We start from the raw sequence: 19375 nt of genomic DNA on the forward strand, positions 1-19375 counted from the left end.
CGTGACAAGTCGTCACATGTGGCGCATTGACGCGGGATATGGGCCGTCGACGACGCGGTCTACTTGTATGTTTTTAAAGGTATTTATGTCAGCAGGTGGTGCGGCGTCATGCCACAGGGCGACGCACCCGTCGTGAGCGGTGCGCGCGTGCAAACGTTCAGTTGAGCAGCCCGGCGCCGATGTTGATCGACAGGCCGAGGACGGCCAGATTGAAGAAGAAAGAGAGGATGGCTTGCGCGAGGGTCGCGCGTCGCATACGTCGTGACTTCAGACCGATGTCGGCGGTTTGCGACGCGACCGCGATGGTGAACGAGAAATACAGGAAGTCCCAGTAATCCGGATCGCAGTCCTTGTCGGGCCAGGCGAGAGCGTACGGGGTTTCGGTGTCTGTGAAGTAGAGCCGGGCGTAGTGGAGCGTGTAAATCGTCGGTACGAGAAACCAGCCGCCGATCAGCGTGACGGCGGCGAATAGCACATGCTCCGACGCGTGATGCGAGCCGCCCGCCTTGGCGCTTGCCAGCACATGAATGATGGCGGCCACACTCGCGATGGCCGACAGGCTGACCACCGAGAGCACGAGGGCAGCGCTCTGATCTTCCTGTTCGGCAAAGCGTTCGATGCTGCGCTTCGGGGCGGTGACCATCATCAACCAGATCATCGCGAGATACGACCACGCGCCCGCGTTCCAGCCGATCAGGATTCGGGTGACGGTGCTGAACTCGCCGCTCACGACCACGTGCACGAACAGCCCGGCGAGCAAGCCGAGGGCAATGGCGATGAGCAGTCGCGGGTGAAAGCGAACGAGATGCGGGAAGAACTTCGTGTTCATGGGCGATGTCCGTGCCGCAGCCGAGCGGCAATGCAAGCGAGTGTGACGATTATCGCCCACGCCGCATTGCCACGGTACGGGGCCGTGCTTCGGCCCCGCCTGCTCAGCGCGACATCACCACCAGCACAAAGATCGCGTTGTTGAGCATATGCATGGCGATCGGCACGGCCAGACCGTTAGTCTTCTTGGCGAGCCAGCCGGTTGTGAGGCCGAACATCACGAGGAACGGGAAGTGTTTGGGGTCGAAGTGAACGCTGGCGAAGATCACGGCTTGCCAGAGGTTGGCGGCGATGAAACTCATGTGCCGGGTCAGGCCGCCGAGCAAGCATCCCCGGAACACGAACTCCTCGACGAACGGCACGACAACGGCGACCAGCAGGAGCGCCAGACCGGTGCCGCCCACTTGCATCGCGCCCTTCACGACGTACTCGTTCCACGCCTGCACTTCAGCGCTGCGCGCTGACGAGTGATGCGCCAGATACCACGCGGCGAGCGTTGACGTCAGGAGCAGCACGGTGGGCCAGATGAACCAGCGCGCTTTCCACTCGCCGTAGCCGGTCCACTGACGTCTGCCCAGCCGCCACATCGTGCGCGACAGCAGCAGGACGACGATGCCGAGCGTCACGAAGTGTGTCACCGCTAGCTTGGGCAGCAGCGTTTCCATGACGGGGGCCGTGCCTGAATGTGTCTGCGTCGACTGGTTGACGACGAACGCGTCGATAGCCCATGTGGTGAGACACAGCACCGCCAGCCCATACCACGCGTGCCGCAAGCCAATGCGTTCGAAGAGCGGCGTCGTCGGACGCCCCTTGCGTGCGCGTACCGTGCCCACATAATGCACCGGGAACATCAGCAGACCGGGGAACAGCACGATGCAAAGTCCGGCGCTCAGCAGCGTGATCATCAACCCGACGAAGGCGAAGCGCATCCCGGCGGCCGGGTCGATGCTCATCAGCACCGCATACGACTGTGCCAGTGGCCAGCGGTTGCCCTTGTCGTGTTCGAGTGACGACTGGATCGCGGAGGCGGCGGCTTTCCCGTCGCGCGCGGCGAGCGCGACCGAGAGTCGCAACGCGCGGTTCTGCGCCGACTCCGGTGCGTCGGACTTCGTCTCGGAGAGCGCCCGTTGTGCGCCGGCGGCGTCCCCCGCCTGAAGGAGGGCGCGAGCGCTGGTGTACGGATCGATCTTTAGCCCGGCCTTTTGCATGCGCAACAGCAGATCGCGTGCCGTGGGGCCCGGCAGTACATCGAGCGCAGTGTTGATGCGGCCCGTCGCTTGCCAGGGAAATTTCGGCGTGGGGGCATCCATCAGCAGACGCCGTGCCTCCGTCTTCTCGCCCGTCGTGGCGAGATGGCGCACGGCGGTGAGCAATACGGGGGTGTCGGGCGACAGTTCCGCGGCTTCCACGGCCTGAACACCAGCGTTGCGTTTGTCCTGGGTAGCCTGATAAGCATTGGAGAGCGCAGCGTGCAGACGCGCACGATACTCCGCTGGCCAGTTTCTGGCCTTGGGCAGCAGCGCTTCGCCTTGCGTCACGGCGTCTTTGCCGTAGACGTTCTCCATCAGCGAGACCGACACTTCCGGGTTGTCGGCGAATGTCGCCTTCAGATTTTGCAGACAGGCGGTCAGGTCCGACTGCGCCTTCTCGGCCCATTGCAGATCTTCGGCCCACGCGTAGTTGCGCATGAACTGGCAGCGTGCGAGCGCGAGTGCTGCGTCGCGCGGTTGCGCACGGACGGCAGCGTCGAACGTGGCGACTATCTCCCGGTACTTGGCGTAAGAGGCGTCGTCGACGCGTTTCATCATCCCTTGCTGATTGAGCAGGGGGTTGCTTACCGGGGCGGAGGGGGTGACTGTCGACGGCGCAGAGAAGGCGGGGGAGAGGGGCAGGAGGCCGAGCACCGCCAACGTCAGATGAAGAAAGAAGCGAGACACGCGAGATTTTCCGGAATGTTGTTGTTCTTGCGGGTCACCGCAGCACAGGCAGCCCGCCTCTTTGGCTTAACGGCCGGAGAGTGCCTGAACTGTAGCGGGTCTGCTGTTCGAAAGCGGCCACGCGCTTGGAGGAAGTCCTCGGTATTGACCATGCCGGGGCGCTTGTCGGTACCTCAGGCGCGGCGCATGATAGGCGTCGCCTGACGGCGCAGTCGCAGGCTGGGGAGATGGACCGATAAGTGGGTTGATAACAACGAGGTCGATCGGGATGGGCGTGTTGCGGGAAACGCTGACGGACTGGTGGCGACGCCGTGCGGACAACGGCGTGAGCGACTATCTCTTTTACGCGGCAGTCATTGGAATCGCGTTGATCGTCGGCCTGTTTGTCCTGTCCGGTAAGGGGATGGAGACGCAAGCGTTTCTCGTCGCCCTCGCGAAGGTCGGTATCGTGGGCGCCGCCGTGGCATTACTTCTGAGGTGGGTGGTGCCACCCGCGCTGATGGAGGTCATCAAGGTCGCGGTGATCGTCGCCGTTTCGGTTGCCGTTCCCGTCGGGCTTATGTGGCTACTGCCGAAGCCGGTGATTCCCCCGCCGCCGCCCGCTCCGGCACTGGTGCATCTGAGCGCCAACAGCGCCGAACTTCTCGGATACCGGCTCGGCGATCCGCTCACGGTGCCCGAGTGCAAATTCGTTCAGGACACATTGCAACTCAGCTATCTCGGTCCGGACGGCGCGCCTTGTTTCCGTCACCGCACTAACGATCTGATCGGCACGCCGATGGGGCCCAACGAGATCGTAGTTGTCGACCGGCTGGATCTGGAACGCTTTCAGGTCTTCAGCACCGCGATGCCGGTGTGCATTGCACTGCGCGAAGGTCGAATTGAGGCGGTGTCGATGTATGTCCTGACGAAGCCGGTCACCGAAGATAAGCGCGACGTGGTCAAGCGCTCGTTGACTGCGACGTTTGCGCAGCCATCGGCGAATAAGCGATGGATTCTCGTCGAGTATTGGGACCCGACCAAGGACTCGTATTACGAGCGCGAAGTGTGGACGTCAACGGGCGTCGTTAGCCGACTCTATTCAATGGTGGTGCCTTCGGTTGGCCGCCGCCACGGTCATATCCACGGCGTGCTCGTGGTGGAGGCAACGCACGGAACTCACCCCTTCTTCGGAAAAGAGATGGACTTCCGATTCGACTGCCCGGTGATCGGCCCGGATCAGCAGGACGACGCACGCTAATGGTGCGCCGCCGCATCGCGATGCGGCATTGTGCCCGTTGCGATGTCATCCGGTGTGCTCGGGTTTTTCCATCTCATCGCTTGTCTTGCTGAAATCGACGTCCCTGTTGATATCCCCGAAAGCCTCGTCACACGGCCCTTCGCGCCGATCTCCTCCGTACATGACCCCCACTTGGCACGCCAATTGCTAGTGAATGCATAAGGCCAATGACGGCTGAGTGGAAGACAAGCGAATTTTCTGCACCGCATGCAGGGCCCCGCGAACGCGGGGTTTTCGGGGCAACGGCGTCCCGAAGCCACGCGTCCGTTCATGGGCGCACGGCTTCGGGACGCCTTTTTTTTTCGGCACACGAACACGAGGGTATCCATGAGCACGCTCACGCAATCATTGAAAAGTGGCAACTGGCGCGCGCTGGTTGCGTGCTTTCTCTACTTCGACACCGGTTTTACCGTCTGGGTGATGCTCGGACCGCTGGCCCCGTTCATCGGCAAGGACATTGCGATGACGCCTGCGCAGACCGGTTTCCTCGTCGCGGTGCCGGTGCTGGGCGCGGCCATTCTGCGCGTCACGCTGGGCAACCTCTATCAAGCCTACGACGGTCGCAAGATCGCATTGATGGGCCTGACGCTCTCGGCCATTCCGTCGGTCGTCTTGTTGCTGATGCCGGGCACGCCGTCGTACACGCTGCTGCTCGTACTCGGTGTGTTCCTCGGTGTCGGCGGCGCAAGCTTCGCCGTGGCCCTGCCGATGGCAGGCAGCAACTATCCGCCGAAGGTGCAGGGCCTCGTGCTCGGTCTTGCTGCGGCGGGCAACGTCGGCGCAGTGCTCGACGGTTTCATGTTCCCCGGACTCGCCGAGCATTACGGCTGGGCGCATGCGGCCGGTGCGGCGCTCCCGCTGCTGGCGCTCGCGGCGTTGGCGCTGGTGTTCTGGGCGAAGGATCAGGGCGTGAAGACGGGAAGTGCGCCGCGCGCGTTCTCGAGTTTCTTCATCACGGTGTTCGGTCTGGTGGCACTCGTGTTGTGCGTTCACGCGGGGGCTTTCGGCGAAGGCAAGGCGGGGGTGCTGTTGTTGCCGGTGCTGGGTGCGTTGCTCGCCATCGCCGTGCTGCCGCGTCACTATCGTGGCGTGCTGGGTGAGCGTGACACGTGGGTCATCATGCTCGTCTACAGCATCACCTTCGGTGGGTTTGTGGGCATGTCGTCCTATGTCACGACGCTGCTGATTTCGCTCTACGGCATGCCGCGTCTGGAAGCGGGTCTGTTCATGTCGCTGCTCGCGTTCCTCGGTGCGCTGGTGCGTCCTATCGGCGGACTGGTGGCCGATCGTATTTCCGGCGTGCGCGCCCTCGTGCTGTTGCTCGCAGCGATCTCCGTCATCGACTTCGTGTTTGCCGCATGGATGCCGCCGCAAGGGGCTGGCATCGCGTTGCTTGTCCTCGTCTACCTGTGCTTCGGTCTCGGCAACGGAGCGACGTTCCAGCTCGTGCCGCAACGCTGGCAAGGCAAGACGGGCCTGATGTCGGGCATCATCGGCGCAGCGGGCGGTATCGGCGGTTTCTATCTGCCGGTCATCATGGGCATCGCGAAGGAATCGACAGGCAGCTATCAGATGGGGTTCGCCACCTTCGGTGCGCTGGCTGCGCTCGCGTTCGTGCTGGTGGTCGCGCTGCGCACGCACTGGATGTCGTGGGCGCTGCCCAAGGAGGTGCCGGGCGGCGCAGTCCTCGCGGCCGGTGTGGCGCACGTGGAGTAAGGGCAGTCAGGACAATAGACGCTGACGAAACTTATTCGGCCCGTCGATGCCTCGGCTCGACGGGCCGTTTTGTTTAGGCGCGACGCTTCGCATAGACTGTCGGGCAACATCGTTTTCCCGCAGGAGTCGTCATGCGTCTGGGCGTTCCCAGCCTCTCGGCGTTGCAGGCCTTCGAGGCCAGCGCCCGTCATCAGAACTTCGCCACCGCGGCGCAAGAGCTTGCGCTCACGCACGGTGCCGTGTGCAAGCGGGTGGGGGAGTTGGAGAAGCATCTGGGCGTGGCGCTGTTCGAGCGTGTGAAGCAACGGCTCGTGCTCACGCCTGCCGGGGCCGAATACGCCAAGCGCATACGCGTGCACCTCGATCAGATTCGTCGCGATACGCTGGACGTCGTGCAGCAGGGGCGCGAGACCGAACTGGAAATCGCCGTCGGGGTGACGTTCGCAGCACAGTGGCTCATTCCGCGACTGGACGACTTCTACGCGAACACACGCGATGTCCGTCTGCATATTCTCGGGCGTGATCAGCCCGTCTTCTTCGACGACTCCGCGTTCGACGCCGCGATCTATTTCAGCACGCGCCTATGGCCCGGCATGCCCGGTACGGCGCTCGTCACCGACGACTCGCTCATGCTGGTGGCCGCGCCGCGTTTGCTGGAGGGGAGAGCGTCGTTGTCGCTCGAACAGATCGCCGGGTACTCGTGGATTTGCCCTCGCGATCTGCCGCGCGCGTGGGACGACTGGTTTGCCTCGCAAGGCCTGCAAGGCGGCGCGAACGCGGCCGAGATCAAGCCGCAGCGCAGTGCCCAGCGCTACGACATGTTCGTGATGGCGATCAACGCGGCGGTGGCCGGTCTGGGCGTGGCCTTGCTGCCGCGCGTGCTGATCGAGCGCGAACTGGCGAGCGGCGCGCTGGTGCAAGCGCACGCGCACACACTCGCCAACCCGCAGACCATCTACTTCTCCTACCCCGCGCAGCGCAGCGACTGGGCACCGCTGCGTCAGTTCGATGCGTGGCTGCGCAACGCCGTCGACCGATATCTCTCGCAACGCGGGTAGACCGTCGTCTTCAACGCGCCGACGTCAGTTCCGGATGCTCGCGCAACACCTGCTCGTAGAGGCCCTGATACCCGAGCCATGCGACGTAGTCCGAACCGAGCAGACGGAAGACCTCGCGGGCTTCGGCGTCGGAGAGGACTTCCAGCGGACCGGCCGCTTCTGCGAGCAACTGGACCTGTGCGCAACGCTCCATCGCGAGAAAGCGATAAGCGGCGGCGTCGACCGACGAGCCGACCGTCAGCAAGCCATGATTGAGTAGCACGGCCGCGCGTTTGTGGCCCATCGACTGCGCGATGCGGCGTCCCTCCTCGGCACCGAGGACCAGCACGTCACCGCGAAACAGGACATGGTCGTCGTAGAACAGGCACGCTTCCTGATTAATGGGCGCGAGTTCGCGCGTGCGTGCGGAGAAGGCGCGCCCATGCGTGGTGTGCGTGTGCGCGGCGGCCGTCACATGGGGCAGCGTGGCATGGATGCCCGCGTGGATCGCCATGGCGGCGGCGTTCACCGGGCCTTCGCCGTGATGCAGGCCACCGGCCTCGTCGACCAGAATCAGGTCGTCTGGGTGGATCGACGAAAAGTGCTGTGCGTAGCGATTGACCCAGAAGCGGTCGTGGAACTCGGGGTCGCGCACGGTGATGTGCCCGGCTATGCCTTCGGCAAGCCCGAAGCGCGCGAAGATACGGAACGCGACCGCCAGTCGCAGCTTCCGGTCGGCGCGCTCGAGCGCGACATTGTCAAACACCTGCGGCTTGGGTAGCGGTGCGCCGAGCGGTGTCGGGATGGCAAAAGCGGCAAAGCTATCGTGCGGGGAATTCATGGGCGCTCCGTCGAAGGGGGACGCCGTGCCCGCTGTCGTCGGCGCGCCATGAACGGCGTCGCGCGGTGGGGCATCGGCTGACGAAGCATTGTCCCCGGGCGCACGCGGCAACGTCTATCGACGAAAAGTCACTGGATAGGGACTTGCCGCGCCATTGCACCCTTCATCGTGCTCATTCGCCCTGACGAAACAAGCCGTTGAGCGTTGCCCCGCTGGCCGCACCGTCGAAGCCATCGAAGCGGCCTTCGGCCAGCGCCTGCGCCGCGTGCATGAAACCGCCCCACGCCGAACGGGCGAGCGCGCCGCCCACGCTCACGCGTCGTACGCCGAGACTCGCCAGCGCCTGCAACGTGAAAGGCGACGTCGCACCGATCAGCACGTTGACGGGTTTGGGCGCGACTGCGGCCACCACGGCGCGAATCTGTGCTTCGGACTCGATCCCTGGCGCATACAGGCAATCGGCCCCCGCTTCGGCATAGGCTTGCAGTCGCCGGATGGCGTCGTCCAGATCGGGCACGCCTGCGAAGAAGTTCTCTGCACGACCGACGAGCAAGGTATCGCCGCCGGTTTCGTCGATGGCGCGACGCGCGGCCTTCATACGCGCGACCGCCTCGTCGAGCGGGAAAAGCGGTTCGTTGGCGTCGCCCGTGGTGTCTTCGATGGACAGACCGGCCACGCCCGTCGCCACCGCCAGCTTGACGCTCTGCGCCACGTCCTCCGGCGTCTCGCCGAAGCCGCTTTCGAAGTCGGCATTCACCGGCAGATCGGTCGCCTCGACCAGCGTGCGCAGATGCGCCAGCACGAGCTCGCGTGTCACGCCGTTGTCGGGGCGCGCGGTGGACCACGCGAAGCCCGAACTGGTCGACGCAACGGCCTGGAATCCGGCGTGTTCGAGATACCGTGCGCTGCCCGCGTCCCACGGGTTCGGGATCACAAAGCACCCGGCAAGGTGAAGTTCGCGAAACGCGGCGCGTTTTTCGGCGGTGCTGCGTGGCATGGGATTGTCTCCTGGGGGCGGCACAGTCGATCGCTCGCTGCGCACGGAATGCCCGATCATCGCGGTTTTACGACGGCCTAGCAAGACAGGCGATGGCACGCGAAACACAAATGACGACTCACAGACGTTTTTCGCCGGATGCATGCCATGCACGCTGCGAAAAGCCGCGGTAATGTCCGGTAACGGTATTTTTTGCGGCAATGCGGGAATAAGCGCGCTTCAACTGGCGTTATGCAATCATCTTCCAGTGCATTTTCAGGACTTCAAACGTGAATTCTCTGCCCCCTTCGCCACGATCCATGTCATCCACGTCGGCTGACAAGCCTCGCGTCGCCCTGTACGAGGACCCCAAGTACACGCGCGTCGCCATGCTGCTGCACTGGGCGGTGGCGTTGCTGATGCTTGGCAACGTTGCCATCGGCCAGACGATTGCCTTGCTTCCGGACGCCACCCTGGAGAAGATCGACGTGCGCTTCTGGATCGATTTGCACAAGTCGGTAGGCATCACGGTGCTGGGTCTCGCGATCCTGCGCATTCTGTGGCGCGTGACACACCGCCCGCCCGAACTCTCGCATGTCTTTGCCTCGTGGGAGCGTGCTGCGGCCCATCTGGCGCACTGGCTGCTTTATGTGCTGATTTTCGCGATGCCGCTCTCGGGCTGGGCGCATGACTCGGCGTGGGTGGCGGCGTCGACGCATCCGCTGGTGTTGTTCGGCGTCGTGCCGTTTCCGCGCATGGGCTTTTTGATGGCGATGAGCGACGCGAGCAAGGACTACTGGCACGAGGTGCTGGGCAACGTCCACACCTATTGCGCGTACGCGCTCTACGCGCTGCTGGCGTTGCACATCGGCGGTGCGCTCAAGCATCAGTGGATCGACCGTCACCCGGTCATCGGCCGGATGCTACCGTGAGTGACGGGATGAACACCGACGTGAACCCGGCCATGAATCCCGATATCCAGACACGCGTAGCGCAGCTCGAAGCGTCGCGAGAACAGCATTCGCCGCGCTTCACCTTACCGCCGACGCCGCTTGCCAGCTGGCTCGTGCACACCGGCGTGGCCGTGCTGTGGTGCCTGCTTTTTGCACAGGCGTTTTTCCTCAAAGGTGTTTTCGCGTGGGGCACGGGCGTGGCCTATGTCGTCTACGACACCTTGTTGCTGACGTTCGTGTTCTGGCAGGCGTGGCGTCTGATGCGTCCCGATCCGGAAGAGACGTGGGGCGGCACTGCCGACGCCGCGTCGAACCGTCTCACGCTCGGCGTGGTGGTCGCGGCCCATAACGAAGCGGCAGCGCTGCCGGTGACACTGCGCGCGCTGATGGCCGGACGCCATGTGCCCGACGCCATCGTCATCGCCGACGACGGTTCGCACGACGGCACGGTCGCCTTGCTCACCGGCGAGTACGGGCTGGTGGACCCGGGCGTCGGCAGCCTGAGCGCACCGAGCGCCCGCTATCCGAACCTGCGATGGCTGCGTGTGCCGCACGGCGGCAAGGCGAAGGCGCTCAATGCGGCCCTCGTCGGCATGGATGCCGACATCGTGATGACGGTCGATGCCGACACGTTGCTCGATGCCGGTGCGTGCGCCGCCATGCACGACGCCTTCGCGCGTCGCCCGCGTCTGGTCGCCGCCACCGGCGTGCTGACGCCAGTGTGTGGCGACACCATGAGCGCACGCGTCTTGCAGTTCTTCCAGACGTACGAGTACATCCGCAACTTCATCTCCCGCTTCGCATGGATGCGCGCCGACGGGCTGTTGCTGATCTCGGGCGCGTTCGCGTGCTTCCGTCGCGAGGCGGTGCTGGCCGTGGGCGGTTTCGATCCCGCGTGTCTGGTCGAGGACTACGAACTGATTCACCGTCTGCGTCGCTATTCGGTCACGCATTCGCTCGACTGGGAAGTGCGCGTCGTGGGCGGCGCGCAGGCGATCACCGATGCACCGGGCACGCTGACGAGCTTCTTGCGTCAACGCCGTCGCTGGTTCGCGGGCTTCCTCCAGACGCAGTACTGGTATCGCGATATGGTCGGCAACCGACGCTACGGCAACCTCGGTCGCTGGATGCTGCCGGTCAAGGCGTTCGATACGCTCCAGCCGATCTATGGTCTGACGGCCTTTGCGTTGCTGGTGACGTTCGTCTGCGAAGGTCATTACGGCGTCGTGCTGCCGGTCTCCGGGATCATTCTGAGCAAGATCGTCATCGATCTTGGCTTCCATCTGTGGTCGGTGCACGCCTATCGTCGCTGGACCGGTCACCGCACCGGCACGAGCCTTGGGCTGGCATTCGTTGCCGCCGTGCTGGAGCCCTTTTCGTTCCAGTTGATGCGTCACACGGGGGCGGCGATGGGGTGGGGGCACTTCCTCACGGGGCGTCAGCGTTGGGGTGTTCAGGTGCGACGAGGTATCCTGTCGGGCGAACGCGGGGCGGAGGTGTCCCGCGACAGATGATTTCCCGGCAGTTTCCTTTCCCTGATGATTCGATCTTTGACGTGGTTGGCGATGGTGTGCGCACTGGGCGGCGTGTTGGGTGCGCTGGGGTGCAGCACGCCCGCACCGAAGGCGCCCGGCCCTGATTACGCTGCGCAAGGCGGTGCGGCCGAGGTGCGTGGCGACTGGGACGGCGCGCGCCGTGCCTTCGGGCAAGCGGTGCTCGTGGCGGACCAGTCGGGCTGGCCTGCATCGCAACGCGCCGCCATGCACTTCGACTACGGGCGCGCGCTGGGCGTGACCTGCTACTACGCCGAAGCGGAACGCGAGCTTAGCCAGGCGTACGACCTTGACATCCTCACGGCGCGATACCGCTATCCGGCACTGGTAGAACTGGCCCGTCTCGCGCTCGCGCAACGTCAGTTCGCGGCTTCCGCAAAATACTTCGGCCGGGCACTCGGCACGCTCGACCGGCTGGAAGCGGCGCGCAAAGTGCCGTTCGCCTACGCCGAATTGCTCGACGATTACGCGCTGGCGCTGGGCGGCGCGGGCGATGCGGAAGCGGCCACGCGCATCATCGACCGTGCAGCCAAAGTGCGTGCGAGTTTCGATGGTGATACGAGCGTCCAGCCGACGACGCGCACGCCCTACGGCAAGCATTGCGGGCAACTGGCAGCGGGGGCGCGATGAACCATCTCCGTGTGCCGCTCGCGAGTGTCGCCGAGTTCGATGAAATCATCGACGTCCGCACACCGCTCGAATTCGCCGACGACCATATCCCGGGCGCGATCAACGCCCCGGTACTCAGCAACGAAGAACGTGTCATCGTCGGCACGATGTACAAGCAGGTCTCGCCGTTCGACGCCTCGCGTGAAGGTGCAGCCATGGTCGCGCGCAATATCGCAAAGCATCTCGACACGCTGTTTGCCGATCGGCCGCGCAACTGGCGTCCGCTTGTGTATTGCTGGCGTGGGGGCATGCGCTCGGCGTCCATGACCTTGATGATGAACATGATCGGCTGGCGCGCGCGTCAGCTCGAAGGCGGTTACAAGACCTACCGCAGCGACGTCGTGGCGGCGCTGGCGACCTTGCCGCCTACGCTCGACTACATCGTCCTCGCCGGTCATACCGGTAGCGGCAAGACTCGTCTGCTTCACGCGCTCGCGGACGCTGGCGCACAGACCCTCGATCTCGAAGGCCTCGCCGTGCATCGCGGGTCCCTCCTGGGCGCGATGCCGAACGCTGCGCAACCCTCGCAGAAGTCGTTCGACACGTCGCTCATCGGGGTGCTGCGCAGCTTCGACGCGACACGTCCCGTGTTTGTCGAGGCGGAAAGTCGCCGGATCGGACTGATCACTTTGCCGGAGTCGCTGATGACGTCCCTGCGCGGCACGATGCGATGCGTCGAAGTGAATGTGAGTGTGGACGAGCGCGTTGAACTGCTGACGCAGGAGTATGGCCACCTGCTGGCTCAGCCTGAGCACTTCCGTGCGCAGCTGCTGCGCCTCGTCGAGCTGCATGGCAAGGCCGTGGTCGATCAATGGCTGACGTTGCTCGACAACGGGCAGCAGCGCGAGTTGTCCGAAGCGCTGATCACGCGCCACTACGACCCGGCCTACACGCGCAGCTCACGCAAGCTGCTGCAAGGCCTCTCGAAGGCGATACCGTTCGAATTCCATCCGACGGCGCAAGACCTGCACGCACAGGCGCAGGCCTTGCTCGCACTTACTTCACAGGCAGACAGATGCGGGTCTGAAGCTGCGCCGCAGGTGTCGAGCGAGGATCGTTGAGGTACTGCTCGAACATCGGGAAGTCGGCGGGCTCCAGTCCGCTGGCTGGCAGCCACTGCGCGAACAGCCACTGATAGGGCTTGTTCATCTCGTTGTACGGCCCGGTATAGGTCAGCATGGCGCACTTTCCTGCCGGAATTTCGAAGCGTTCCAGATCGCCGCCTATCTCGGCATCTGCGGGCACCGACATGCCTGCGAGCGAGCGCAATTGCGCGACGGGGACCTGCTCCGGATCGTCGAAGTAGACGCCGAAGCCAGTGGCGTCCGGGCGGGCGAGGCCCTGCGCGGCCGCGAGCATGAACGCGCGTGTGAAGACGGGGCCGATGCCCTGATAGTCGCCTTGGTGACGGAGGACGGCGAGGGTCGTGGCGGGAAACGATTCGACTGAGATCGGGTACATGGCTAGCTCCTGAGGATCGACGGGTCCGGAACGGGCGTCGCGGTAACGTCCCGGCGGGATGCCGAAGAACGCGCCGAAGGCCCGGTTGAACGCAGCGTCCGACGCATAGCCGGCGCGCGACGCCACAACACGCATCGAATCCTCGGACCCCGACAGGGCAATCGCCGCACGGTGCATGCGAATGCGCTGCACCGAATTGTTCACCGTCTCCCCGAGCAATGCGCGGTAGACACGATGAAAGTGGTACGGGGACAGACACGCCAGCTCGGCCAGGTGGTGCAGGTCGGGATCGCTCTCCGGGTGGGCAGCGAGCCAGCGGAGCACGGGCTCCATGCGTTCGGCGTATCTCAGTCGGGTCTGGGGTTTCATTTGCGCTCCTTGGACGCCCAATGTATCCACAGGCAATTTGCCGATTTTGCGGTTTTCTTCAGTCGTTGAACATCCCCTTTCGAATGATGGCGTGCACGCCCCAGTTGCCGTTGACGACCTGCGTCACGCCGAAATCGACGGAGACCGAAAGAATTGCGGTCGCTTCGTCCTCTGTTAGCCGCTTGACCTGCATAAGAAAGCGGCGCGCCTTGAGGAAGGCGTCGCGCAGGGCGCTGTCGAGCGTCGATTTCATGTAGATCTGGCTCTGCGCCTTCTGCCCCAGCTCGGCCAGATGGTTCGGCGAGCTGAAGCCGTGGATGATCCACTCCGTCGGCGTCTCGACGAGCGGATAGGTCAGATCGGCGTACGGTGCCTGTGCCTCGATGGCGGCCTTCTTGTGCAGCACCAGTTGGATGTTGCCCGTGAGCGAGCATTCGATGGCAGTGCCGCCGAGTTCGGCGTCGCCCTGCGAGGCGTGCGGGTCGCCGATGGAGAGCAGCGCGCCCGGCACGGCGACTTTCAGAAAGACGCTCGCACCACGCGTCACGCGCCAGTTGTCGAGGTTGCCCGCGTAGCTTGACGGCGGAATCGAATCGATCAGACCGTCTTGCGCAGGCGCGACGGCCAGCACGCCGAAGTGTGGACGTAGCGGAATCTCGACGTTCTTCAGCGTCCGGAAATTCTTGGTGATGCGGGTGTGATCGACCGGCACGCCGGGATAGTCGATGGTCGGATGGACCACGCCGAACGGGTCTTGCTGCGGCGTCCAGCGAAAGCTGTAGATGGCGCGCGCGACGTCAGTGCCTTCCTCCGTCCCATCGTGGCAATCGATCTCGAACACCGTCACGACCTCGCGCTCGCGCGGCAACGTGAGCATGTCCTGATAGTGAAAGCCCCACCACGTCGACGCGTGGCTGCCGAACGCCTTGCCAGCGAATTCGGGGTTCGCGCTCGGCCGGGGATGCAGATCGAGAATGCGGACTTCGAGCACGTCGCCGGGCATGGCGTCTTCGATGGCGATGGGGCCGGTGCAGATATGCACGCCGAAACCTTCGCCCGCACCGCGTCCGTAGACGGACGCGTCCATCGGTCCTGCGCCGCGCCGGTCCACGTTCTTCTGTGTCGCCGTCCAGTGAAATACGCTCTCCGCGCCCGGATCGCCCTGAATCATGCGCGCCCAGTCGTCGGTCGCGTGCTGCGTCAGCGTTTCGACGGTCACGGTGTCGCCCGACGCGACAGTGAGCACTGGCGCGAGATCGTGACTGAGATACCCCCAATGCACCGAGTCGCATGTCGCGCGCAGATAGTGGTGCTGTCCGGCGTCATGCGGCAGCGGGGGACGCGCGGCGCTGCCGGGCATTGCGTCGCGTTCCGTCGGGGCCATTGCCGCCGCCGGACCGATGTTCGTTCGATGCGCCAGTCCGGCAGGCACATCGGGGTGTCCACGCGAGATTCGCGCGCGCTCCGGCAGCGCACGGGAGCGCAGTGCCTGATCGCGGCTTGCCTTGGGCGACACGCCGAACCGCTCGCGAAAGGCCTGACTGAAGTAAGACGGATCGTTGAAACCCCAGCGATAACAGATATCCGACACCGACAACTGGTCGTACGCGGGATTGTGCAAATCTGCGTGACAACGCTGCAATCGACTATTGCGTAGGTAGGACGAGAAGCTTTGACCGGCGTCTTCGAAAAGCTTGCGCAGATAGCGGTCCGACACGTGCTCGTCTTTCGCGATGGCGCACAGCGACAGATCAGGCTCGGCCAGACGCGCCTGAATGCGGTGACAGATGCGCGTGAACACAATGCCGCGCGACGTCGACAGATTCGTCGACGCCGGTGGTTTGGCTGCCGCGAGCGCCGAGGCGAGGCATTCGAGAATCACGTTTTCGACGGGTTCGAACGCGTGAGGATCGGCGTCCTGCATCGCGTCGAGTTGCATGGCGAGTCCGCCAAGCAGCGCGCCGAACAGACGCGACACGCTGTCAGGTAACTTGCACGTCTGCACCGGCGGCGCACTGCCCAGACGCGGCGCGATCAGCGTGTGCCGTACGTGCACCGAGATCAGCCGGAACGGCGTGCGGGCGATAAGGTCGGCGCTCTGTGCGCCCGGAATGCACGCGATGTCGCCTGCGGCTAGCGTCTCGCCTTCGAGTGCGCCTGCCGTGGCCAGCATCATCTGACCGTCGAGCAGCATGACGAGCAGGAAGCCACGCTCACCGCCCGCGCGCGCCGATACGGTTTGCGGCGTGGACGAGATCACCGAGAGTTCGATACCGGCGGGCGTGCGATGCGTGAGCAACGTGCCGTGCAGCGGTTCTCCGGCCGGTGGCGGACGAAAGTGCAGACGGGCGTCGAGCAGGCGCGCCTGCCATGCTGGCCCGCGCTGGTCCTGGGCATAGGACTCCGTTGAGAAGTGCGCACGATCCAAGTCCGGCCTCCATCAGAAATGACAACGACGACACCCCTGCGCAGCGCTTGGGCGCCGCTGCGCAGGGGCAGACGTCAATAGTGCAAGCGCGTCAGCCGAAGTGCAACTGCCCGCGCATCGCCGCTACGAAGGCAAAGCCGACGAACGTGCCCACGATGGCGAAGATACCGCCGAGGACGTTAGGGGCCGGAATCGGCGCGCGTACGCCGGTGTACAGCACTCCGGTCACCAGTCCGACAGCGGCGGCCTGCAACTCCGTCGCGCCAAGCGTGATTTCTACCATGACAACCTCCTCAGGACCGGCCGGACGAGTTGGCGGGACGGGCGTTGTGCGACGTATCCAGGCCCTCGGCGGGCGGACGTCCGAACGTGACCGAGCGACGCCACACATTCACGATCAGATAGCCGAGGTACGTGAAGATGATGGCGAAGATGCCGCCGAGCACATTCGGGGCGGGAATCGGTAGGTTGAGCCACGAGTACAGCGTGCCCGTGACCAGACCGACGATCAGGGCGACAAGCTCGTTGCGCCCGACATAGACGTATTGCATGAAAGCGTCTCCCGATGAAGAGACAACATGAAATGCCGTGCACCGCACGGCGCACCCATGACGACCGGGCGCACCGGGCAGGCAGCCGGAGCGCTCAGGTCTTGGTCGACTTGGGCGGGAACATGCCGCGCGGCATGGTGCAGTGCACCCCTTGCGTGCCGTCGACGACCTGCGTCACGCCGAAGTCGGCCGCCACGCTCATGAGCGAGTAGGCGTCGTCGCGCGAGAGGCCCTGTTGCTCGGTGAGCAGCTTGATCATGTCGCGCGCGGCGTTCTTGCCCGCTTCGTCCAGATCCTGATGGAAGCCGTGCACGATCCAGCAGTCGGGCGTCTCCAGCAGCGGCGACGGGAATTCAAAGTCCTTGCGCAGCACCACCTGGAACAACACGTTGAGCGACGCCTCGATCGCCGTGCCGCTGATTTCGCCGTCGCCCTGCGAGATGTGCGGGTCGCCAATGGAGAAGAGCCCGCCGTCGACCTGGACCTTGTAGTACATCGTCGCCCCGGCGCCGATACGCCAGTTGTCGATGTTGCCGCCGTGCAGCCCCGGCTCGACCGTGCTCACGCGGCCTTGTGCGTCAGGCGCGACGCCCGCCGTGCCGAGGTGCGGACGCACCGGCACGCGCACACCGGCAAGCGCGGGCTGCTTGCAGCATTCGCGATGATCGACAACCTTGCCCGGTGTGGTCAGCTTGCCCGGATAGTCGAACGCGAACAGGGCATGCGCGGTGTTCGAACTGTTGTCGAGTTCGTAGATGGTCACGCGCTCTTTCTGGAAGTCGTCATAGAGCTGACCCCAGTGGGCGGCGACGTTCGCGCCGAAGCGAAAGCGCGGAATCATCTGGAGATAGCGCACTTCGAGCATGTCGCCCGGCTTCGCGCCTTCCACGTAGATCGGGCCTGTCATGATGTGCACGCCCGGGTTGCGGTCTTCGTGCGGAATCTTGTCGTAGATGGCGCGCACGGCGTCGTCCATCATCAGGTCGGGCGCGTCGCCCGCATGATGGGTGACGGCTTCGGCGCGAATGAAATCGCCGCTCTTGATGGTCAGGGCCGGTGTTTGTGCGGCGTTGAAATAGCCCCAGTGCACCGTGTCGGGCCGTGCGGGAAGGTCGTGAAGCATGCCATGTCTCCTAGAGTTTTTGTCTGACTGCCCGCAAACACAGTTCACGGTGAAGTCATGGTAGTGCCCGACAAAAACGCACGATTAGGAGCGTTTGCCACCTTCTCTATTGCTGGGAGGAACTAACGTTTACCCGTCCCATGCGCCTCCAGTGCGGCGTAGACGTCCTGCGACAGGTCCGTTAGCGTTGCGCGGTCGATGCCGCCCGAGATCGCATAGCCGAACGTCTTGTCGACCCAGTAGAAAACCCTGACCGGACCGTCCTCGTAAAACCGGAACGCGGCGGGCTGCCCTTCAACACCGGCAGGTGATATGCAGACGGTGATGCGCTCGCCTGCGTCATTGCGATACATGTACTGCACGACGTGTTCGTCGCTGTCGGGCAGCACGCGTGCGCCGCTCAGGTGAAAGCCCCGCGAGGACAGGTCCGGCGCTTGCGCAGCGGTTTCCAGACGGCTCGCGATCCATCGGGAGAAACGGGCTTCGGACTCCCCATCCATGCCCGGCGGTCGCTGAATCTCGGGCATGTAGACGACGTGCGCAATGGCGGCGCGTCGGGCGAAGCGCGCTGGGCCATCGGCGGCGGTGGCAAGCGATGGCGCTGCTTCGCGCATGGCGATGGCGGACGTCGTCGTTTCCCGCGCCGACCAGAGCGACCATAGGCGATTGCCCTGAATGCCAATACCGATGCCGACGACCAGCACGGCCGCCAGCCCGGCGAACCGAGGCCAGTTCGCGGCGGCTTTGCCGCGCGTCATCGGCGCCTGCACGTCTGACGGACGTTGCAACCGGGGCGGAATCGGTTCATCCAGCACATCGTCATAGCGCGCGTGCAGCGCGCGTCGCAACGCGACGAGTTCGCTCACGGCCGCCGCGAGCACCGGGTCGGTGGCGAGGGCGTTGTCCAGTTCTGCACGACGTTGCGGGGGCAATTCCCCGTCGACGTACGCGTGCAGTTCGGTGTCGTCGATCGGGCGGTTGGGTTCGTTCATCGCACCACCTTGAGCCTGGCTGACGGTCCCGTCTGGACCGACTGGGCGGGCGGTGTCCCACCTGCCATGAGATCGCGCAGCCGTTGCCGAGCCCGCGACAACCGCGACATCACCGTGCCGATCGGCACGCGCAACGTGGCGGCGACATCCGCATAGCTCATGTCTTCCAGCCCCACGAGCAGGACGATGGCTCGCTGCTCGTCGGGGAGGTGCCGCAGCGCTTCGTCGAGATCTCGGATTTCGAGACGGCGGGCGGGGTCGGAAGTCGGCATCTGAGCCGATGCGTGACTGACGTCGCGCTCGATGAGATCGCGCTTGATGAGTTCGGTTTCGTCCAGTGAGACGTGAGTCGCCTGCGCGGGCGCACGGCGCTGCTGATTGAGAAACAGGTTATGCATGATGGTGAAGAGCCATGCGCGGGCGTCTGTGCCCGCTTCGAACATCGTGTGGCGGGACAGGGCGCGCTCCAATGTGTCCTGTACCAGGTCGTCGGCCAGCTCGGTATTGCCCGTGAGCGCGCGGGCATACCGCCGCAGACGCGGGACGTGGTGATAGAGCTGGTCGCGAATATCCATGCCGTCAGAGATCGAATGCGGTGAGCCATGCCATAACGGGTCAACACGCGTGGCCGCTCGCTTATTCCATGAAAACGAAAATAAAAC

General features: G+C 64.4%; 18 protein-coding genes. 7 read left to right on the plus strand and 11 right to left on the minus strand.

Going from position 1 to position 19375, the window contains the following annotated elements:
• Nucleotides 1-157: 157 nt before the first annotated feature.
• Both NA29_RS08280 and NA29_RS08285 read right to left on the minus strand, forming a co-directional pair.
• Nucleotides 158-829: a DUF1345 domain-containing protein gene (locus NA29_RS08280; protein WP_039397436.1), complete on the minus strand. Its 672-nt coding sequence runs from the start codon at nucleotides 827-829 to the stop codon at nucleotides 158-160.
• A 103-nt stretch (nucleotides 830-932) separates the two neighbouring features.
• Nucleotides 933-2765 (minus strand): CPBP family intramembrane glutamic endopeptidase, encoded by a 1833-nt coding sequence (locus NA29_RS08285; protein WP_150777338.1) that lies wholly within the window; start codon nucleotides 2763-2765, stop codon nucleotides 933-935.
• 268 nt (nucleotides 2766-3033) lie between these two features.
• Here NA29_RS08285 and NA29_RS08290 point away from each other — a divergent pair, with 268 nt between their 5' ends.
• From NA29_RS08290 to NA29_RS08300, 3 genes are all read left to right on the plus strand, one after another.
• Entirely contained in the window at nucleotides 3034-4005 is a 972-nt protein-coding gene (locus tag NA29_RS08290; RefSeq protein ID WP_039397439.1) for a hypothetical protein, read from the plus strand.
• Between the two features lie 366 nt (nucleotides 4006-4371).
• Nucleotides 4372-5760, plus strand: a complete 1389-nt coding sequence (locus tag NA29_RS08295) for an MFS transporter (protein ID WP_039402770.1) — start codon at nucleotides 4372-4374, stop codon at nucleotides 5758-5760.
• A 131-nt stretch (nucleotides 5761-5891) separates the two neighbouring features.
• Nucleotides 5892-6818, plus strand: a complete 927-nt coding sequence (locus NA29_RS08300; protein WP_039397441.1) for a LysR substrate-binding domain-containing protein — start codon at nucleotides 5892-5894, stop codon at nucleotides 6816-6818.
• Between the two features lie 10 nt (nucleotides 6819-6828).
• Here the strand turns inward: NA29_RS08300 and NA29_RS08305 are convergent, their stop codons facing one another.
• Both NA29_RS08305 and NA29_RS08310 read right to left on the minus strand, forming a co-directional pair.
• Nucleotides 6829-7638, minus strand: a complete 810-nt coding sequence (locus NA29_RS08305) for a class II aldolase/adducin family protein (protein WP_039397443.1) — start codon at nucleotides 7636-7638, stop codon at nucleotides 6829-6831.
• 172 nt (nucleotides 7639-7810) lie between these two features.
• The gene (locus NA29_RS08310; protein ID WP_039397445.1) at nucleotides 7811-8635 is read right to left on the minus strand and encodes an isocitrate lyase/PEP mutase family protein; all 825 of its coding nucleotides are present in this window, start codon (nucleotides 8633-8635) and stop codon (nucleotides 7811-7813) included.
• Between the two features lie 299 nt (nucleotides 8636-8934).
• On the opposite strand from NA29_RS08310, the gene NA29_RS08315 reads away from it, so the two are divergent.
• From NA29_RS08315 to mnmH, 4 genes are read left to right on the plus strand one after another with little or no spacing between them, the layout of a single operon-like run.
• On the plus strand, nucleotides 8935-9546 hold the full coding sequence (locus tag NA29_RS08315; protein WP_039397447.1) for a cytochrome b: 612 nt from the start codon (nucleotides 8935-8937) through the stop codon (nucleotides 9544-9546).
• Between the two features lie 8 nt (nucleotides 9547-9554).
• Complete coding sequence (locus NA29_RS08320) at nucleotides 9555-11081, plus strand: glycosyltransferase family 2 protein (protein ID WP_224786818.1); 1527 nt, start codon at nucleotides 9555-9557, stop codon at nucleotides 11079-11081.
• A 24-nt stretch (nucleotides 11082-11105) separates the two neighbouring features.
• Complete coding sequence (locus tag NA29_RS08325) at nucleotides 11106-11750, plus strand: tetratricopeptide repeat protein (RefSeq protein WP_052252634.1); 645 nt, start codon at nucleotides 11106-11108, stop codon at nucleotides 11748-11750.
• Nucleotides 11747-12850, plus strand: a complete 1104-nt coding sequence (mnmH, locus tag NA29_RS08330) for a tRNA 2-selenouridine(34) synthase MnmH (protein ID WP_039397450.1) — start codon at nucleotides 11747-11749, stop codon at nucleotides 12848-12850. The genes NA29_RS08325 and mnmH overlap by 4 nt, the downstream gene beginning before the upstream one ends.
• Here the strand turns inward: mnmH and NA29_RS08335 are convergent.
• The 7 genes from NA29_RS08335 to NA29_RS08365 all read right to left on the minus strand — a co-directional run bounded on the left by NA29_RS08335 (nucleotide 12786) and on the right by NA29_RS08365 (nucleotide 19288).
• On the minus strand, nucleotides 12786-13619 hold the full coding sequence (locus tag NA29_RS08335; protein ID WP_039397452.1) for an AraC family transcriptional regulator: 834 nt from the start codon (nucleotides 13617-13619) through the stop codon (nucleotides 12786-12788). The two genes, mnmH and NA29_RS08335, sit on opposite strands and share 65 nt — an antisense overlap.
• Before the next feature lie 58 nt (nucleotides 13620-13677).
• Nucleotides 13678-16047: an acetamidase/formamidase family protein gene (locus NA29_RS08340; protein ID WP_039397454.1), complete on the minus strand. Its 2370-nt coding sequence runs from the start codon at nucleotides 16045-16047 to the stop codon at nucleotides 13678-13680.
• A 91-nt stretch (nucleotides 16048-16138) separates the two neighbouring features.
• Entirely contained in the window at nucleotides 16139-16330 is a 192-nt protein-coding gene (locus NA29_RS08345) for a XapX domain-containing protein (RefSeq protein ID WP_039397456.1), read from the minus strand.
• Between the two features lie 10 nt (nucleotides 16331-16340).
• Entirely contained in the window at nucleotides 16341-16598 is a 258-nt protein-coding gene (locus NA29_RS08350) for a XapX domain-containing protein (RefSeq protein WP_052252636.1), read from the minus strand.
• 94 nt (nucleotides 16599-16692) lie between these two features.
• The gene (locus NA29_RS08355; RefSeq protein ID WP_039397458.1) at nucleotides 16693-17721 is read right to left on the minus strand and encodes an acetamidase/formamidase family protein; all 1029 of its coding nucleotides are present in this window, start codon (nucleotides 17719-17721) and stop codon (nucleotides 16693-16695) included.
• 122 nt (nucleotides 17722-17843) lie between these two features.
• Nucleotides 17844-18713, minus strand: a complete 870-nt coding sequence (locus NA29_RS08360; protein WP_039397460.1) for an anti-sigma factor family protein — start codon at nucleotides 18711-18713, stop codon at nucleotides 17844-17846.
• Nucleotides 18710-19288: an RNA polymerase sigma factor gene (locus NA29_RS08365; RefSeq protein WP_039397462.1), complete on the minus strand. Its 579-nt coding sequence runs from the start codon at nucleotides 19286-19288 to the stop codon at nucleotides 18710-18712. The genes NA29_RS08360 and NA29_RS08365 overlap by 4 nt, the downstream gene beginning before the upstream one ends.
• Nucleotides 19289-19375: the final 87 nt, after the last annotated feature.

It is taken from the genome of Pandoraea sputorum, assembly GCF_000814845.2.
Taxonomy (GTDB): Bacteria; Pseudomonadota; Gammaproteobacteria; order Burkholderiales; family Burkholderiaceae; genus Pandoraea; species Pandoraea sputorum.

What these genes read in the sequence shown, in the direction of transcription:
- NA29_RS08280 (WP_039397436.1), bottom strand. Translation starts at nt 829, where the DNA reads ATGAACACGAAGTTCTTCCCGCATCTCGTTCGCTTTCACCCGCGACTG.
- NA29_RS08310 (WP_039397445.1), bottom strand. Translation starts at nt 8,635, where the DNA reads ATGCCACGCAGCACCGCCGAAAAACGCGCCGCGTTTCGCGAACTTCAC.
- NA29_RS08360 (WP_039397460.1), bottom strand. Translation starts at nt 18,713, where the DNA reads ATGAACGAACCCAACCGCCCGATCGACGACACCGAACTGCACGCGTAC.
- NA29_RS08335 (WP_039397452.1), bottom strand. Translation starts at nt 13,619, where the DNA reads ATGAAACCCCAGACCCGACTGAGATACGCCGAACGCATGGAGCCCGTG.
- NA29_RS08305 (WP_039397443.1), bottom strand. Translation starts at nt 7,638, where the DNA reads ATGAATTCCCCGCACGATAGCTTTGCCGCTTTTGCCATCCCGACACCG.
- NA29_RS08355 (WP_039397458.1), bottom strand. Translation starts at nt 17,721, where the DNA reads ATGCTTCACGACCTTCCCGCACGGCCCGACACGGTGCACTGGGGCTAT.
- NA29_RS08315 (WP_039397447.1), top strand. Translation starts at nt 8,935, where the DNA reads ATGTCATCCACGTCGGCTGACAAGCCTCGCGTCGCCCTGTACGAGGAC.
- NA29_RS08345 (WP_039397456.1), bottom strand. Translation starts at nt 16,330, where the DNA reads ATGGTAGAAATCACGCTTGGCGCGACGGAGTTGCAGGCCGCCGCTGTC.
- NA29_RS08300 (WP_039397441.1), top strand. Translation starts at nt 5,892, where the DNA reads ATGCGTCTGGGCGTTCCCAGCCTCTCGGCGTTGCAGGCCTTCGAGGCC.
- NA29_RS08325 (WP_052252634.1), top strand. Translation starts at nt 11,106, where the DNA reads ATGATTCGATCTTTGACGTGGTTGGCGATGGTGTGCGCACTGGGCGGC.
- NA29_RS08295 (WP_039402770.1), top strand. Translation starts at nt 4,372, where the DNA reads ATGAGCACGCTCACGCAATCATTGAAAAGTGGCAACTGGCGCGCGCTG.
- NA29_RS08290 (WP_039397439.1), top strand. Translation starts at nt 3,034, where the DNA reads ATGGGCGTGTTGCGGGAAACGCTGACGGACTGGTGGCGACGCCGTGCG.
- NA29_RS08320 (WP_224786818.1), top strand. Translation starts at nt 9,555, where the DNA reads ATGAACACCGACGTGAACCCGGCCATGAATCCCGATATCCAGACACGC.
- mnmH (WP_039397450.1), top strand. Translation starts at nt 11,747, where the DNA reads ATGAACCATCTCCGTGTGCCGCTCGCGAGTGTCGCCGAGTTCGATGAA.
- NA29_RS08365 (WP_039397462.1), bottom strand. Translation starts at nt 19,288, where the DNA reads ATGGATATTCGCGACCAGCTCTATCACCACGTCCCGCGTCTGCGGCGG.
- NA29_RS08350 (WP_052252636.1), bottom strand. Translation starts at nt 16,598, where the DNA reads ATGCAATACGTCTATGTCGGGCGCAACGAGCTTGTCGCCCTGATCGTC.